The sequence below is a fragment of the Collinsella aerofaciens genome (assembly GCF_040915545.1).
GTDB classification, from domain to species: Bacteria; Actinomycetota; Coriobacteriia; order Coriobacteriales; family Coriobacteriaceae; genus Collinsella; species Collinsella aerofaciens_BE.
Window position 1 is genome coordinate 13,347 of the sequence record NZ_JBCPDH010000004.1, and the last position, 16,299, is coordinate 29,645.

General features: G+C 59.9%; 11 protein-coding genes and 1 tRNA gene. 5 read left to right on the forward strand and 7 right to left on the reverse strand.

The window, feature by feature from the left end; translation table 11 throughout:
* Window positions 1-7: 7 nt before the first annotated feature.
* From AB5202_RS02110 to AB5202_RS02140, 7 genes are all read right to left on the reverse strand, one after another.
* Complete coding sequence (locus tag AB5202_RS02110) at window positions 8-1,159, reverse strand: glycosyltransferase family 4 protein (RefSeq protein ID WP_368147469.1); 1,152 nt, start codon at window positions 1,157-1,159, stop codon at window positions 8-10.
* Window positions 1,125-2,384 (reverse strand): nucleotide sugar dehydrogenase, encoded by a 1,260-nt coding sequence (locus AB5202_RS02115; RefSeq protein WP_368144111.1) that lies wholly within the window; start codon window positions 2,382-2,384, stop codon window positions 1,125-1,127. The genes AB5202_RS02110 and AB5202_RS02115 overlap by 35 nt, the downstream gene beginning before the upstream one ends.
* 38 nt (window positions 2,385-2,422) lie before the next feature.
* Window positions 2,423-3,172, reverse strand: coding sequence for a sugar transferase (locus AB5202_RS02120; RefSeq protein ID WP_368144110.1), 750 nt, complete (start codon window positions 3,170-3,172; stop codon window positions 2,423-2,425).
* A 66-nt stretch (window positions 3,173-3,238) separates the two neighbouring features.
* Window positions 3,239-3,790, reverse strand: coding sequence for an antiterminator LoaP (loaP, locus tag AB5202_RS02125; RefSeq protein WP_368147471.1), 552 nt, complete (start codon window positions 3,788-3,790; stop codon window positions 3,239-3,241).
* A 779-nt stretch (window positions 3,791-4,569) separates the two neighbouring features.
* A tRNA-Ala gene (locus AB5202_RS02130) sits at window positions 4,570-4,645 on the reverse strand.
* A gap of 111 nt (window positions 4,646-4,756) precedes the next feature.
* Complete coding sequence (locus AB5202_RS02135) at window positions 4,757-5,398, reverse strand: thiamine diphosphokinase (RefSeq protein ID WP_368144108.1); 642 nt, start codon at window positions 5,396-5,398, stop codon at window positions 4,757-4,759.
* 9 nt (window positions 5,399-5,407) lie between these two features.
* The gene (locus tag AB5202_RS02140) at window positions 5,408-6,097 is read right to left on the reverse strand and encodes an HAD family hydrolase (protein WP_368144107.1); all 690 of its coding nucleotides are present in this window, start codon (window positions 6,095-6,097) and stop codon (window positions 5,408-5,410) included.
* Window positions 6,098-6,428: 331 nt separating this feature from the next.
* Here AB5202_RS02140 and glgB point away from each other — a divergent pair, with 331 nt between their 5' ends.
* From glgB to glgA, 5 genes are all read left to right on the forward strand, one after another.
* Window positions 6,429-8,702: a 1,4-alpha-glucan branching protein GlgB gene (gene glgB, locus AB5202_RS02145; protein WP_368144121.1), complete on the forward strand. Its 2,274-nt coding sequence runs from the start codon at window positions 6,429-6,431 to the stop codon at window positions 8,700-8,702.
* 93 nt (window positions 8,703-8,795) lie between these two features.
* The gene (locus tag AB5202_RS02150) at window positions 8,796-11,222 is read left to right on the forward strand and encodes a glycogen/starch/alpha-glucan phosphorylase (protein WP_368144106.1); all 2,427 of its coding nucleotides are present in this window, start codon (window positions 8,796-8,798) and stop codon (window positions 11,220-11,222) included.
* 105 nt (window positions 11,223-11,327) lie between these two features.
* Window positions 11,328-12,476, forward strand: coding sequence for a glucose-1-phosphate adenylyltransferase (locus AB5202_RS02155; RefSeq protein ID WP_368144104.1), 1,149 nt, complete (start codon window positions 11,328-11,330; stop codon window positions 12,474-12,476).
* A 4-nt stretch (window positions 12,477-12,480) separates the two neighbouring features.
* Window positions 12,481-13,608 carry a glucose-1-phosphate adenylyltransferase subunit GlgD gene (gene glgD / locus AB5202_RS02160; protein ID WP_117735092.1) on the forward strand — a complete coding sequence of 376 codons (1,128 nt, stop codon included), beginning with the start codon at window positions 12,481-12,483 and terminating at the stop codon, window positions 13,606-13,608.
* Between the two features lie 90 nt (window positions 13,609-13,698).
* Window positions 13,699-16,029: a glycogen synthase GlgA gene (gene glgA / locus AB5202_RS02165; protein ID WP_368144102.1), complete on the forward strand. Its 2,331-nt coding sequence runs from the start codon at window positions 13,699-13,701 to the stop codon at window positions 16,027-16,029.
* Window positions 16,030-16,299 lie beyond the last annotated feature (270 nt).

Below are 16,299 nucleotides of genomic sequence, written 5' to 3' on the forward strand. Positions count from 1 at the left end.
TTCAAGATCAAGTGGAATACAATTCGAGGGTCCGTTCGACGACGGAGTCCCAGTTGTAGGTTTTCTCGACGTGTGCCTTGGCGGCGGCGCCGAGAACTCTCCCGTGGTCGCTGTCAGCGAGCAGGTCTCGCAGCGCGGCCCGCAGGGAATCGGCACTGCCCTTATCGAAAGTTACGCCGTTGCCCGCAAGGACATCTGCGCACTCTGGGATATCGCTCGTCACGCAGCAGCGGCCGTAGGCCATGGCCTCCAGCAGGCTCATTGGCATTCCCTCCACGTCGGAAGGCAGCACGTAGGCATAGCAGTTGGAGTACAGCTCCTCCAGGGGCTCGCCGTTGACGAATCCGGTGAAGAGGACACGTGGGTCGCCCTGCGCAGCCACACGCAGCGACGTCTCGTACTCGGATGTGTCCGAACCGCCGCCGGCGATGACGAGCCTCTTCTCCGTATCGAGCTCCTTGAAGGCTTCGATCAAGAGCTCGGGACGCTTCTCGGGGACGAGCCTGCCCAGGTACAGCAGGTATGAGCCCGCATCGAGCCCCCATTTATCCTTTATCTGCTTAACCGGCCTATATTGCTTTGGCTCGATACCGTTGGGGATGAACGTCGTCGTGCGGCCATAGACGTCCTGAAAGTAGGACTGCGCGGACTTGGACAGGACGACGAGGCCGTCGGCCTTGGTGGCAGCCGCCCTTTCCCCCATCTTGATGTAGGTGCTCGCAAGCCTGCCCCACTTGGCGCGCTGCCAGTCCAGGCCGTGGATGGTGGCGACGGTCCGGATGCCGGCAAGCTTCGCCAGCGGAAGGGGTACACAGGGGCCCTCGGCGTGGTAGTGGATCACATCGGGGCGGTCCTTAATTGCGGCCCTGGTGGCAAAGTATGATGACGAAAGGGCAGCGAGGCCTTTTTTGTCGATTGTCTTAACCGGCACGACGTGCACGCCGTCGATGACGCGCCCGCGGCAATCCGCGGCGCAGCCGGTCATGACATCGCTGCCCGAACGGTCGTAGCAGGTCACCTCGTGGCCAAGCTCAACCATTCGGCGGGCCAACTCAGTTACCACGACCTCTACACCACCCTCTCGAGAGCCGTAGCGCTTATGTCCAATCATCGCTATGCGCAAGTTAATCTCTTTTGAACAAATCTCGCGTATACACATTTTCCGCCACGTCCGCGAGCTCGTCGCTCCAGCGGTTGGCGACGATCACGTCGCAGCCGGCCTTGAAGGCCTCCAGGTCGTGGGTCACCTCGGAGCCGAAGAACTCCGGCGCGTCCAGCGTGGGCTCGTAGACCACCACGGGCACGCCCTTGGCCTTCACGCGCTTCATGACGCCCTGGATGGAGCTCGCGCGGAAGTTGTCGGAGTTGGACTTCATCGTCAGGCGGTACACGCCCACGACCGGCTTCTCCTTGCCGTCGTACACGCGGTCCCACACCATCTTCAGCACCTCGTCGGCGACGAAGTCCTTGCGCGTGCGGTTGGCGTCCACGATGGCCTCGATCAGGTTCTGCGGCACGTCCTTGTAGTTGGCCAGCAGCTGCTTTGTGTCCTTGGGCAGGCAGTAGCCGCCGTAGCCGAAGCTAGGATTGTTGTAGTGCGATCCGATGCGCGGCTCCAGGCACACGCCGTCGATGACGTCGCGGGTGTTGAGGCCGCGGACCTCGCAGTAGGTGTCGAGCTCGTTGAAGTAGGCGACGCGGAGGGCCAGGTAGGTGTTGGCGAACAGCTTCACGGCCTCGGCCTCGGTGGTGCCCAGCACGAGCTCGGGGATGCCCTTCGAGCCATCGGCGTTGACTCGCTCGAGCTCTGCGGGGTCGGCGCCCTGCGCAAGCAGGCCGGCGAACTTCTCGGCGGCTATAACGGCCTCAATGTCATCCTTTGGCGCGCCGACCACGATGCGGCTGGGGTGCAGGTTGTCGTAGAGCGCCTTGCTCTCTCGCAAGAACTCGGGGCTGAAGAAGATCTTGCTGTCGCCTAGCCTCTCGCGAAGGCCCGCGGTGTAGCCGACGGGAATCGTCGACTTGATGACGATCCAGGCGTCCGGGTTAACCGAGCGCACGGCAGCGATGGCGGCCTCGACGGAGCTCGTGTCAAAGAAGTTCCTATCGCTGTCGTAGTTGGTGGGCGTGGCGATGACGGCGTAGTCGGCGCCAGCATATGCCTCGACCGCCTCCACGGTGGCGTGCAAGTCGAGCTGGCGCTCCCCTGCCTTGGCCTCCGCCAGGAAGCGCTCGATTTCGTCGTCCTGGATGGGCGATACGTAGCTGTTGATCTTCTCGACCTTCTCGGGCACGATGTCCAGCGCGTGTACCTCGTTGTGCTGCGATAACAGGACGGCGAGGGACAGTCCGACGTAGCCGGTTCCGGCGACGGCAATCTTCATTTTCTTCTCCGATTCGAATCGGGTATTAAAGTTAGGCATTAGTACGCATCGCTCCCGTTGAAGACCTCCAGAACCGTGAGGAGGACGATCTTGAGGTCCATGACGATTCCGCGTTTGGCTATGTATTCGAGGTCCCGACGGACCATGCCGTCGAAACCGGTGGAATTGCGCTCCGTAACCTGCCAGAGTCCCGTGATGCCTGGCTTCACTGCTAGCCTCTGCAGGTCGTACTCGGTGTACTCCGCGACCTCGTTAGGCAGCGGCGGACGGGGCCCAACGACGCTCATCTGGCCCAGAAACACATTCAGAAACTGTGGGAACTCGTCGATAGAGTGCTTGCGGATGAACTTCCCGATCCTGGTGACGCGGGGATCCTCCTTCATCTTGAACATGGCGCCGGCGATCTCGTTTTGCTCCCTGAGCTCGGAGAGACGCTTGTCGGCGTCCTTGTACATGCTGCGGAACTTCCACATGCGGAAGGTGGACAGGCTGCCGTCACGGTGGGTCTGACCCACGCGGATCTGGCTGTAGAAGGGGTTGCCCTCGCTCTCCAGCCGGATGGCGGCGGCCAACACCAGACCGGGGATCGCGATGAGGACGAGTACAACACCGCTGAAAACGATATCAAACGTGCGCTTTATGGCCCGGTAGGCCAGGCGCGAGTTGTCCCAGTCCATGATGGATTGCATGGCCCTGTAGCTGGCGGCGCCCTCACGCCGGTCCATGGCCTGAGAAATGAGCGCTGCCCCCGCAGGCGCATCCGTTGCAAATTGAGTTTTATCCGACACGTTTTCTTCCAAGACTTCGTCCCCGGGTCGGGGATCCTCCCTGTTCTGTGTAGCGGTCGCCAACAGCTAGGCGATCGCCTTTTTAAGGTTTCGCATTACGCGCTGCTCGGCCGAAAGCACTGCAAGGCCAACGCGCGTAGTTACGCGTCGGCCGCATAGGTCGAGCTCCAGATAAGCAGTGCTCTTGCGTCTGTTAATGGTTTTGATAAGGCCTTCATGGCCCAGCAACGGACCTGCCGTCACTACAACCTGGTCGCCGTCTTTTAGGGCCTCGCTCATGGGTACTACGCGGTCTCCCTTATGCGTAAATCCGCCAATAAGCTGAACCTCTTCTTTTGCCAGCGGCACAAACTGACCGTCCTGGGAAAGCACCCGGGCAAAGTCGTCCATACGTAGCAGATACTGTTGCACGGTGCGGGGATCTGCCGTATCGCAGATAAGATAACCGGGAAAGAGAGGCTTGGTTGTATTGACCCATTCGCCGTGTACCTTGATCTCGGTTTGATATTGGGGATAAAAGAGCTCCTGCATGGCGCCAGCCGGCACCATGCGCTCGATGCGCTCGCGCATTACGTCTTCGCGACCGTTAATGACCTGGATCACATACCACACGAGCACCACCCCCTTGCTGTCTTACGTGTGGCTCACGGGGTTTGGGTATGGCTTCGCCAGGGCGCGTGTGCGCGGAGGCGCTCCATATTCAAACCCTGAGCCCAGTCAGACAAGCACGTGGCTCTGCCCCACCGTGAACGGTATGTACAAATGCAGTTGCTAGAGACGCGGACGTGTATCGCAAAATGACCGCATCCCCAGCTGGCTGCGTGCGAACCAGTCAAACGGGCACAAAACTGGACCGCACGCAGCCAGCTGAAGGACTGCCGTGGTTTGCCGTAACAACTTATTGAACCTTCTAATGCGAACTTATAAATAACCGCAAAACAAGTGCAAAACGTGCATGGCAATCGATATTGGAGCTCGTGGTTTTTCTAACACCGCCGTTACGGCCGGATGCTGATCGACCCTGCGCTTTGTGGCTTACTGAAGCCGTGAGCACAGTTGAACTCATGTAACGTTAGATATCCTAGCACAAGCTGTTAGTGAAACTGATTTGGGCTGCGTTGGACAACATTTCGTTCATTTGACGTGCTTAAGGGGGTTGTTTTGGGATGTTGTTCACGTTGGCGCAGGTTATTGTGGCGCTGGCAATAATTGGGAGCGTTCCTGAAGCCCAACTGAAGCAGCGAGCTGCACTGGTAATTGCGTTTGGATAACAAACTATGTACAGACATGGGAAATAAATTGTGCAACTTTTTGTTGATGTGGGTATGGGTTTGTGGCGCGAGGTATTTTGGCATGAAAAAAGGCCTTCGGAATTCCGAAGGCCTTTACATTCACGATGGTGGAGACGAGGGGGATCGAACCCCTGACCTCTTGACTGCCAGTCAAGCGCTCTCCCAGCTGAGCTACGCCCCCGTGACGAGGTGATACTATAGGGGAATGTTTTGCTTGATGCAAGGACTTTTTTGGGTTGAATCTTTTACTTACGGGTTTTCCTGGGACCGTTTTCCTGGGACGGGATAGCCCTTACTTGTAGAGGTAAGCGATGGCGGTGCCGGTGTGGACTTGGATCGTGGCCGTTTTCCTGACGACATTAGAGATGCCCGTGTCGGCCAACAGGCCCAGGGGGCTGTGGTCTAGCTCCCATTCTAGGCCGTGTTCGCTTACCTCGGTGTTGGGTGCAATGGCGATGATAGAAAACGTCTTGCCTTCGGCACCTTCGATGGTCCACGATTCGCCTGCGCGTAGGATGCGGGCGACCACCTTGTCCTCGGCAATCCAGACCGGAGCGTCCTCGTGGCCCGCGAGCAGGCCCAGTACGGAAAGCGCCATATCAGGACGGCCGCCCGTAGCGCAGGTCGCAACCACTTCGGCACCCGACCAGCGACGGCGGACGGAATCGAGCGCCAGAGCCAGGTCGGTATAGTCCTTATACGGGTCGTGGCGCTCAACTTCAAAGTCCTCAGCGGCATCAACAAGAGCACGGCCTGCGTCGCTCACCGTATCGGCATCTCCTACATATACGTCGCAGCCCAGGCCGGCGCCCAGCAGCGCGTCGAGCCCGCGATCCACGGCGACAACGTGGTCGCACTCCCCCGCTAGCCTACGCAACAGATTCGCGCTCGCAACCACGGGCGAGCCGCAGACCACTAATACCTTGCAAGCCACAGCCCTCGCCTATCCCTCAAACGAAAGTACGCGGGCCAGATCCAGCTCCTCGTAGCTGTCAATAAAGATATCGCAGTTGGCGCGTACGTCGTCGCGCTTCATGCGGCCGTGCGGATCATAGATACCTACACGCTTAAAGCCAGCGACCCCAGAGCTCTTTAGGCCAAAGACAGCGTCCTCAAACACCCATGCGCGCTCAAACCGGTGCCCATGGCGCTCCTCTAGGCGGCGCAGCGCCAACTCGTACACATCGGGGAACTGTTTAGAGCGTCCCGCCTCGCCCGTGGTGGTCACAAACTCCATGTAGGCATCGAGCCCGGCGCCCGCAAGCGCAGACTTAACCAGCTCGGCCGGCGTGGACGTAGCAACGCACATGGCAATGCCCGCCGTCTTCGCCTGCTCCAAAAATGCCAGGAGCCCCTCGCGCGGGGGCACCTTGGAATAGCCATCGATTAGGATGTCACTCAGCTCGCGGTAGAGCTCCTCGCCATTTACGCCAATGCCCCAGGTGTCATGGTAGGCCTGGCACTCGTCCTCGAGCGACAAATGCTCAAACTGGGCAAAATCGTCGACCGTCACGTCAACTCCGTGGCGGTGCAATAACTCGGGCTGAGCATAGGTCCAAACGGGGGTGCTATTAACCAGTGTGCCGTCGCAATCGAAAATAAAAGCAACGTTGGGGGCGGCGGTCTGGGACATAAACGAACCTTTCGATGTCAAATGGTAAACATCCTGCTAAAAACGTTTTACCAAACGTCAGACTAACAATTTTGAAACCCTAATTGGTAAAACTGTCAAGAGTTTTACCACGGCAATTCTGCCAGTGGTCTAAACATGGCGCTTACCGATTAAACGCCGCCCTAAAACCACTTTCCTTCATAAAAGTAACGTACAGGTGTTATCGTAGTTTCTGCCGAAAGTTCCACCGAGCACGCGAGGTGGAACGAATCATAGAACTATCGCCGTCCCTTCGATTCGTGCAGCCTTGGACCTTTCGCATCTAGTCACCAAGGCAACACGCTGCCGCGTCATGATGGGATCAAACGTGAGCGATACAAAGCTAAAGCCAACGGCTAAAAAGCCCGCAACCCGTAAAGCCGCCCCGCACGCACCGGAGCTCACCAAGGACGATGTCTATCTATTTGGCATCGGCACGTGGGAGCGCAGCTGGGAAAAGATGGGCGCGCACCCCGACACGCAGAACCGTACGCGTGGCTGGCGCTTTTGCGTTTGGGCGCCTGATGTAAAGAGCGTGCATGTCATTGGCGAATTTAACGACTGGGATGAGGAAGCCAACCCTCTGGTGCCCGTGCATACGAGCGCTATTTGGGAAGGCTTTATTCCTGGTGCCGAGCAGGGCCAGCTCTATAAATACCTCATCGAGACTAACGAGGGCGAGAAGCTCTACAAGGCCGATCCGTATGCCTTTAAGGCCGAGTGCCCACCGGGTACCGCCAGCGTGCTGTGGACCCTCGATGGCTATAAGTGGAACGACGCCGCGTGGCTCAAGCGCCGCGCCGGCCACAACCACATGTCGCAACCGCTTAACATCTACGAGGTGCATATTGGCTCGTGGAAGCGCCACGGCGACGCGCCGCAGGGCGAGCCCGACGAGTACGGCAACTACCCCGGTCCCATGGATCCCTTCCCCGCGCAGCGCGGCGAGTTCTACACCTACGACGACCTGTCGGTGGAGCTCGTGGACTACGTGCGCGACATGGGCTACACGCATATCGAGGTCATGCCGCTCATGGAGCATCCCTTCGATGGCTCCTGGGGCTACCAGACGACCGGCTACTTTGCCGCCACGTCGCGCTACGGCAACCCGCAGCAGCTCATGCACTTTATCGATGCATGCCACGAGGCAGGCATTGGCGTGATCATGGACTGGGTGCCCGGCGGTTTTTGCGCCGACTCCCACGGCCTTGCCACCTTTAACGGCCACATGCTGTTTGAGCACGAGATTCACCCCAACTGGGGCACGCACAAGTTCGATTTTGCCCGTGGCGAGGTCCGCTCCTTCCTGGTCTCCAACGTACTGTACTGGCTCGAGAACTTCCACGTTGACGGCATTCGCATGGACGGCGTATCCAGCATGCTGTACCTCAACTTTGGCATCGACGATCCCGGACAAAAGAAGTTCAACAAGTACGGTACCGAGGAGGACCTGGACGCCAGCGCATTTATCCGCCAGGTCAACTGCGCTGTGGAGGCGCACTACCCCGACGTGATGATGATGGCCGAGGAGTCCACCGCGTGGCCGCTCGTGACCTACCCGCCGCAGGACGGCGGCCTGGGCTTCCACTACAAGTGGGACATGGGCTGGATGAACGACACCCTGCACTACATGCAGACCGATTTTCCGTGGCGCCCCGGCAACCACGGGCTGCTCACGTTCTCCATCATGTACGCCTTTACCGAGAACTTCATTTGCCCGCTGAGCCACGACGAGGTCGTGCATGGTAAGTGCTCGCTCATCGGCCGCATGCCGGGCGACTGGTGGCGCCAGTTTGCCGGCCTGCGTACGCTGGCTTTCTACCAGATGACGCACCCCGGTGCCAAGCTTAACTTTATGGGCAACGAGATCGGCCAGTTTATTGAGTGGCGCTACTACGAGTCCATCCAGTGGTTCCTGACCGAGGAGTACGAGACCCACCGTCATCATCAGGCGTTTATCAAGGCGCTCAACCACCTGTACACCGCCGAGCCCGCCCTGTACGAGCGCGGCTACACCGACGACGGCTTTACCTGGATCGACGCGGACAACTCCAAGCAGTCCATTGTGAGCTTTGTGCGCCAGGGCGAGGACGTCGATGACGACCTGGTGATCCTGATCAACTTTGATCCGGCGAGCTACGAGAGCTTCCGCGTGGGCGTGCCGCGCGAGGGTGACTGGGAGGTCATCTTTGATTCTGACCGTCCCGAGTTCGGTGGCAGCGGATACGCCGGTGAGGAGCCCTACACCTGCTCGAGCGAGCCCTATCCCTGGAACGGACAGATGGACTCCATTGAGATTAAGGTGCCCGGCCTGGCAGGCGTGGTGCTTAAGCGCCGCGGTCCCAGCAGCTATAAGCCGCCGGTGGTTGAGGAACCCAAGAAGGCTACGCGCAAGCGCACGTCGTCGGTAAAGCCCAAGCCCGCGGCTGCTAAGAAGGCTCCGGCTAAGGCGAAGGCCACGACGACCAAGGCCAAGTCTTCCGCAAAGCCCGCTGATAAGACTACCGCGACCAAGAAGCCGGCTGCCAAAAAGGGCGCTACCAAGGCAAAGTCTGCTTCTGTTAAGCCGTCTGCCAAGGATGCGTAACAAAGCCGTTACAGCTGTAATACCCGCCCCGTGAGGGCGTAGGATAAAAGTCATAACCGTTCCGGGAGAAACATCCCCGGGGGAAAGGAACGTATGAATAAGATCTTCGACAACAAGCAGGAGTTTACCGAGCTCTATCGCGATGCCGTCATGAGCATCAGCGGCAAGAGCGTCGAGGCCGCCAGCGACCTCGACCGCTTTAACGCCCTGGCCAAGCTCGTGGCCGAGAAGGCGCGCACCGTTGCCACCAAGAGTGACGCCCGCGCGGTGTCCGAGGGCAAGAAGCGCGTCTACTACTTCTCGATCGAGTTTTTGATCGGCCGCCTGCTCGACAACTACCTGCTCAACTTTGGCGTGCGCGACATGGTCGCCGAGGCGCTCGACGACATGGGCTTTGATCTGTCCGTCATCGAGAACCAAGAGCCCGATCCGGCTCTGGGCAACGGTGGCCTGGGACGTCTGGCAGCGTGCTTCCTGGATTCCATGGCAGCCGAGGGCATCGCCGGCTACGGCAACGGAATGCGCTACCGCTACGGCCTGTTTAAGCAGGAGATCGTCAACGGCAGCCAGGTCGAGGCCACCGACGAGTGGCTCACCCACAGCTATCCCTGGGAGGTCCGTCGTCAGGATAAGGCCGTGACTATTAAGTTTGGTGGCCGCGTCGAGGGCTTTGAGGAGAATGGCCGCACGTTCTACCGCACGGTAGACACGCAGGACATCCTGGCCGTTCCTTATGACATCCCCGTCGTGGGCTATGCCGGCGAGACCGTCAACAAGCTGCGCGTCTGGGCTGCCGAGCCGGTCGAGGAGCACTTTGACCTTGAGGCCTTCAACCGTGGCGACTACGCCCTGGCCGATGCCGAGCGCGCCGAGGCCGAGGCCATCAGTGCCATCCTCTACCCCAACGACGCCGGCGAGCACGGCCGTCTGCTGCGCCTGAAGCAGGAGTACCTGTTTGTCTCGGCCGGCATCTACAGCTTGCTCGACACCTTTGAGAAGGAGCACGGCGCGAACTGGGAGCTGCTGCCGCAGTTTGTTGCCATCCACACCAACGACACGCACCCCGCCATGTGCGGCCCCGAGCTCATGCGTATCCTCATCGACGAGAAGAAGCTCGAGTGGGATGACGCCTGGAACATCGTGACGCAGGTCGTGAGCTATACCAACCACACCATCCTGCCCGAGGCCCTGGAGAAGTGGCCCATCGGCACGTTCTCCAAGCTCCTCCCCCGCGTGTACCAGATCATCGACGAGATCAGCCGTCGCTGGCACGAGTCGTTCGACACCACGCAGGAGGGTTGGCAGGAGCGTCTGCGCCAGACCGCCATCCTGTGGGACGGCGAAATTCGCATGGCCAACCTGTCTGTGATCTGCAGCCATAGCGTCAACGGCGTGGCAAAGATCCACTCCGACATCATCAAGAACATCGTGCTCAAGGACTTCTATGCCCTGACGCCCGAGAAGTTCAACAACAAGACCAACGGTATCTCGCACCGTCGCTTCTTTGCCGAGGCCAACCCCACTTACGCCAAGCTCGTGACCGAGGCCATTGGCGATGGCTGGCTCAAGGACGCCTTTGAGCTGGAGAAGCTTAAAGGTTTCCAGAACGACACCGAGTTCCTGAAGGCCGTGGGTGCCTCCAAGCGCGCCAACAAGGAGCGTCTGGCCGCCTACGTTAAGGCCGAGACCGGTCTGGTCATCGACCCCAACACCGTCTTCGACGTTCAGGTGAAGCGCTTCCACGCCTACAAGCGCCAGCTCATGAACATCATGAAGGTGATGGACATCTACAACCGTCGCATCGCCGATCCCAACTTCCACGTGACGCCGACGACCTTCATCTTTAGCGGCAAGGCTGCCTCGAGCTACACCTTTGCCAAGGAGACCATCCGCCTCATTAACTCCGTTGCCGACGTCATCAACAACGATGCCCGTGTCAACGAGGTTATGAAGGTCTGCTTTATCCCCAACTTCCGTGTGAGCAACGCCCAGCTCATCTACCCCGCCGCAGAGATCTCGGAGCAGATCTCCACGGCCGGCAAGGAGGCCTCGGGCACATCCAACATGAAGCTCATGATGAACGGCGCCATTACGCTGGGCACCCTCGACGGCGCCAACATCGAGATCGCCGATCTGGCCGGCCGCGAGAACGAGGCCATCTTTGGCCTGACCGCCCCCGAGGTCGAGCAGCTCTGGGCATCCAACAGCTACTTTGCGTGGGACACCCTCAACAACGATCGCGAGCGTCTGGGCCGTGTGATGGACGAGCTCAAGGACAACACCTTTGCGGGTCTTTCGGGTAACTTCGAGAGCATCTACAACGAGCTCATGAACAACAACGACCCCGACCTGGTCATGGCCGACTTCCGCAGCTACGTGGATGCATGGGAGAAGCTCACCGGCAGCTACGGCGACCAGGAGACTTGGAACCGCAAAGCCCTGCTCAACACCGCCTCCTCCGGCTGGTTCTCGAGCGACCGTACCATTCGCGAGTATCGCGACGAGATCTGGCACGCGTAAAGGCCGCGAGCTCCCTTTGCCGCACGGCATTATTCGACGGGCGCGACCGAGAGCCGCGTCCGTCGCTAATGGGTTTAGGAACATCGATGACAGAAGGAGAAATCGATGAGTAAGAAAGAATGCATCGCGATGCTCCTCGCAGGAGGACAGGGCAGCCGATTGGGGGCACTCACCCAAAAGATCGCCAAGCCGGCGGTTAGCTTTGGTGGCAAGTTCCGCATTATCGACTTTTCGCTGTCTAACTGCTCCAACTCGGGCATCGACACGGTGGGCGTTCTGACGCAGTATCGTCCCTACCTGCTGCATGCCTACGTGGGCTCCGGCGAGGCGTGGGATCTGGACAGCCGCGACGGCGGCGTGTCGATCCTGCCGCCGTACGAGACGCAGACCGGCGGTGCCTGGTATGCGGGTACGGCCGACGCCATCACTCAGAACCTCGACTACATCAAGGCAAACGACCCCAAGTACGTCCTGATTCTTTCGGGCGATCACCTGTATCGCATGGACTACCGCAAGATGCTCAAGACGCACATTGAGAACAACGCCGACCTCACGGTGAGCGTCATGCCCGTGCCGTGGGAGGAAGCCAGCCGCTTTGGCATCCTAACCACCGACCCCGAGGACGGCCGCATCACCAAGTTCACCGAGAAGCCCGAGAAGCCCGATTCGAACCTCGCTTCCATGGGCATCTACATCTTCTCGGCCGACGTGCTGATCAAGGCGCTCGAGGAGGATGCTCTGGACCAGCGCTCGAGCCACGACTTTGGCAAGGACATCATCCCCAAGCTGCTCGGTGAGAACAAGCGCCTGTACAGCTACGAGTTCCACGGCTTTTGGAAGGACGTCGGCACCATCGCCAGCTTCCACGAGACCTCGATGGACCTGCTGGGCAACAACCCCGAGTTCGATCTGTTCGATAAGCACTTCCCCATCATGTCCAACATCACCACGCGTCCGCCGCACTACATTGGCCCGGACGGTCGCCTGGACGACTGCCTGGTCTCCAACGGCTGCAAGATCTATGGCACCGCTCGCCACTCGATCCTTTCGACCGATGTCATCATCGAGGAGCGCGCTGTGGTCGAGGACTCCGTGCTGCTGCCGGGTGCGCACGTTAAGAGCGGCGCGCACATCTGCCGCGCTATTTTGGGCGAGAACTCCACGGTCGAAGAGGGCGTGAAGCTCGGCTCTGTCGATACCACCAAGGATACGGCCGTCGTTGGAAATGACGTCGTTATCGGGAAGGGGGAATGATCCGATGATCAATCGCAAGGCCATCGGTTATATCACCGCTAACTACTCTTCGACTTACGGTAGTGTGCTGCTCAAGGACCGCCCCATCGCGTCCGTTCCGTTTTTGGGCCGCTACCGCCTGATCGACTTTCCGCTGTCCAACATGATGAATGCCGGCATCAAGACCGTCGGCGTCGTCATGCCGGGTAACTACCGCTCCCTGATCGACCACGTGGGCTCGGGCAAGGACTGGGGCCTGGACCGCAAGAAGGGCGGTCTGTTCATGGTGCCCGGCAACGCGTATGGCACCACCAAGGGCGGCATGCGATTCCTGCTGCGCGACATCATCTCCAACAAGACGCTGTTCCAGCGCTCGGACAAGCCCTATGTTGTGATGATGGGCACCAACATCATCTTTAACATGGACCTCAACACCATCATCGAGGCGCACGAGAACTCCGGTGCCCAGATGACCGTGGTGTACTGCAAGGCCACGCGCAACGTCGATGACGAGACCAAGCTCGAGATTAACGAGAACGGCCGCCTGACGGGCGTGAGCGCCGGCGTCGTGTACGGCGACAACGCCTCTATGGACTGCTGCATCGTCAATCGCGAGACGCTGCTCGAGATCATCGACCACTACCAGGCCGCCGACTATCTGGACCTGCTCGAGGCACTCCAGGGCGACTTTGGCAACATCGACGTGTGCAGCTACGAGTACAAGGGCGAGGTCGTGGGCGTATTTAGCGAGAAGTCACTGTATCGCCGCAGCATGGACCTGCTCGACCAGACCGTCGCCGACCAGCTCTTTGATCCCGAGCGCCCGATCCTGACCAAGGCTCACGACGTGCCGCCTTCGCGCTATGCGACCGGCAGCCACGCCTGCAACTCGATCATCTCGGCCGGCTGCATCATCAAGGGCACCGTGCGCAATTCGATCCTGTCGCGCGGCGTTGTGGTTGAGGAGGGCGCATCGGTGACCAACTCGATCATCAACCAGAGCTGCATCATCAAGAGCGGCGCCCGCGTCGAGAATGCCATTCTGGACAAGAACAACGTGGTTCCCACCAACACCGAGCTTCGCGGCACGCCCGAGAACATCCTGGTGCTGGGCAAGGCTCCGTTAACTTCCGACACCACCATCGTACGTTAACGTTGGCACCGCAACATCGCTCGTAACATGTAGAATAGCCGCCCGGTTAGCGCCAGGCGGCTATTCTCGAATTGCAACATGGGAGACAATATGGCTGATTCCAGCAAAAAGATGCAGATCGTGTTTGCCTCGGCCGAGTGCGCACCGTTTGTGAAGACCGGTGGCCTGGGTGACGTGGCGGGCTCGCTGCCTGCGGCGCTTGTGCGCGCCGGCGCCGAGGTCATCGTGATGGTGCCCAAGTACGCCACCATCAAGGACGAGTACAAGGCGCAGATGGAGCACTTCTCCGACTTTTACGTGAGCCTGGGCTGGCGCAACGAGTACTGCGGGCTCGAGAAGCTCGAGCACGACGGCGTCACCTATATGTTCATCGACAACGAGCGCTACTTTGCGCGCGACTATCCGTACGGCTTCTTTGACGACGGCGAGCGCTTCGCGTTCTTCTCCAAGGCCATCACCGAAAGCCTGCAGCACCTGCCGGCCGGCTTTGAGTGCGACATCCTGCACTGCAACGACTGGCAGACGGCACTGGCGCCCGTGTTCTTGCGCGAATTCTACCAGGGCCTGCCGCTGTATGACCGCGTCAAGACCGTTTTCTCGATCCACAACGTGGCGTTCCAGGGTCAGTTTAGCGACACCGTGATGGAGGACATCCTTGGTGTGGCGCATATTCCGGCGGCTGCCTCGCAGCTGCGTTGCGACGCCTGCAGCATCAACTACATGCTGGGCGCGCTGCGCTATGCCGACGCCATCACTACGGTGAGCCCCACCTATGCCAACGAGATCCAGACGCCCGAGTTTGGCGAGGGCCTGGACGGCGTGCTGCGCGAGCGTTCGTACGCGCTGCAGGGCATCCTCAACGGCATTGACGTGGCGGGCTTTGACCCGGCGACCGACAAGCGCATTGCCGCCAACTACACGGTCGAAGACCGTTCCGGCAAGGCCGTGTGCAAGGCCAAGCTGCAGGAGGAACTGGGCCTCGAGGTTCGCGACGACCGTCCGCTCATGGTGATGGTCACGCGCCTGACGCGCCAGAAGGGCATGGATCTGGTCATGTACGCGCTCGACCGCATCCTGTCCGGCGGCGTGCAGGTGGCGGTGCTGGGCACCGGCGACCGCGACTACGAGGACGGCCTGCGCTACTTCCAGGACAAGTACCCCGGCACCATGGCCGCACGCATCGAGTTCGATCCGGCGCTGTCGCAGCGCATGTATGCCGCCGCCGACATGTTCCTGATGCCTTCGAAGTTTGAGCCCTGCGGCCTGTCGCAGATCATCGCCATGCGCTACGGCACGCTGCCGATTGTTCGCGAGACCGGTGGCCTGAAGGACACCGTGCAGCCGTACAACGAGTTTACCGGCGAGGGCACGGGCTTCTCGTTTAGCAACTTTAACGGCGACGAGATGGGCGATGCGGTATTCCGCGCGGCGCGTCTGTTCTGGGATAACCGCGACGCCTGGAACCAGCTGGTCACGCAGGCCATGAGCCAGGACTTTAGCTGGACGCGCTCGGCCGATAAATATCTGGACCTGTACTTCTTTATGCACCCGGAGATTGAGCGCCCGGCGGCGGTTGTCGACGAGCCCGTGGTTGTGGCTGAGAAGGCTGCTGCCGAGCCTGAGGCGACCGTTAAGGAGCCCGCTGCTGCTGAGGAGCCCAAGGTCGAGAAGAAGCCCACTGCCGAGGCCGAAGTTAAGCCCGCGGCGAAGCCTGCCGCCAAAAAGACGACGACTCGTAAGACGACGACTAAGAAGGCCACGACCACGAAGGCCACTGATAGCAAGACTAGCGCCGCTAAGGCAACTACTGCCAAGGCATCGACTACGCGCAAGCGTACGACCGCCGCTTCCAAGAAGACCGCCGAGGCCGAGGTCGCTCCCGAGGTAAAGGCAGAGACTGCCACCGCCGAGGCTAAGCCTGCGGCAAAGGCTCCGGCCAAGACCGCTGCCAAGAAGACGGCCGCGACCACCAAGAAGGCAACGGCAGCAAAGAAGACCACGGCAACGACCTCGACGAACACGAAGGCTGCTACGACGAAGGCCGCCGCGAAGACGACCCCGAAGGCTGCTGCAAAGCCCGCCGACAAGGTCGAGGAGGCGCCCTCCGAGCCCAAGGCCAAGGCAACTGTCGAGGCAAAGCCGGCTGCCAAGACCACCACGCGCAAGCGCTCTACGACGACGGCCAAGAAGACCACGACCAAGGCTGCAGCTCCCAAGGCAGAGGCTAAGGTCGAGGACAAGCCCGCAGTAAAGGCCGAGCCGGCGCCGAAGGCCGCAGAGGTCAAGACCGCTCCAAAGGCTACGGCAAAGGCCGAGCCCGCCAAGGAGGCCCCGGTCTCCCCCGCCGCTCCGGCCGAGGAAAAGGCTCCTACCAAGAAGATCTCCGTCCGCAAGGCTACGGCCGCCCGCAAGCGCCGCTAATCCTAACGATTAAAACTTAATCCTCAACGCAAAAGAGGCGCCCCAACCAGGCGCCCTCTTTTGCGTTGAACTTCTCTATTAAACAAAGGGCCGGTTTACTACGACAAAATGGCTACGGCCGACCACAGCGAGTAATCTAAAAAATTGGCAACGCTTCTACCTGCGGTTTTAATATCACCAAAATGACCGTGGTTAAGATCATTCAATTCGTCGTAGTAAACCGAAGTACTTTTGTTTGGCTAAAAATAGTATAAGTCTAGGCTATTTCGG

Excerpts from the sequence above, each read along its gene's own strand:
- AB5202_RS02110 (WP_368147469.1), bottom strand. The coding sequence starts at position 1,159 with ATGTGTATACGCGAGATTTGTTCAAAAGAGATTAACTTGCGCATAGCG.
- AB5202_RS02115 (WP_368144111.1), bottom strand. The coding sequence starts at position 2,384 with ATGAAGATTGCCGTCGCCGGAACCGGCTACGTCGGACTGTCCCTCGCC.
- glgA (WP_368144102.1), top strand. The coding sequence starts at position 13,699 with ATGGCTGATTCCAGCAAAAAGATGCAGATCGTGTTTGCCTCGGCCGAG.
- AB5202_RS02150 (WP_368144106.1), top strand. The coding sequence starts at position 8,796 with ATGAATAAGATCTTCGACAACAAGCAGGAGTTTACCGAGCTCTATCGC.
- AB5202_RS02140 (WP_368144107.1), bottom strand. The coding sequence starts at position 6,097 with ATGTCCCAGACCGCCGCCCCCAACGTTGCTTTTATTTTCGATTGCGAC.
- glgB (WP_368144121.1), top strand. The coding sequence starts at position 6,429 with ATGATGGGATCAAACGTGAGCGATACAAAGCTAAAGCCAACGGCTAAA.
- glgD (WP_117735092.1), top strand. The coding sequence starts at position 12,481 with ATGATCAATCGCAAGGCCATCGGTTATATCACCGCTAACTACTCTTCG.
- AB5202_RS02155 (WP_368144104.1), top strand. The coding sequence starts at position 11,328 with ATGAGTAAGAAAGAATGCATCGCGATGCTCCTCGCAGGAGGACAGGGC.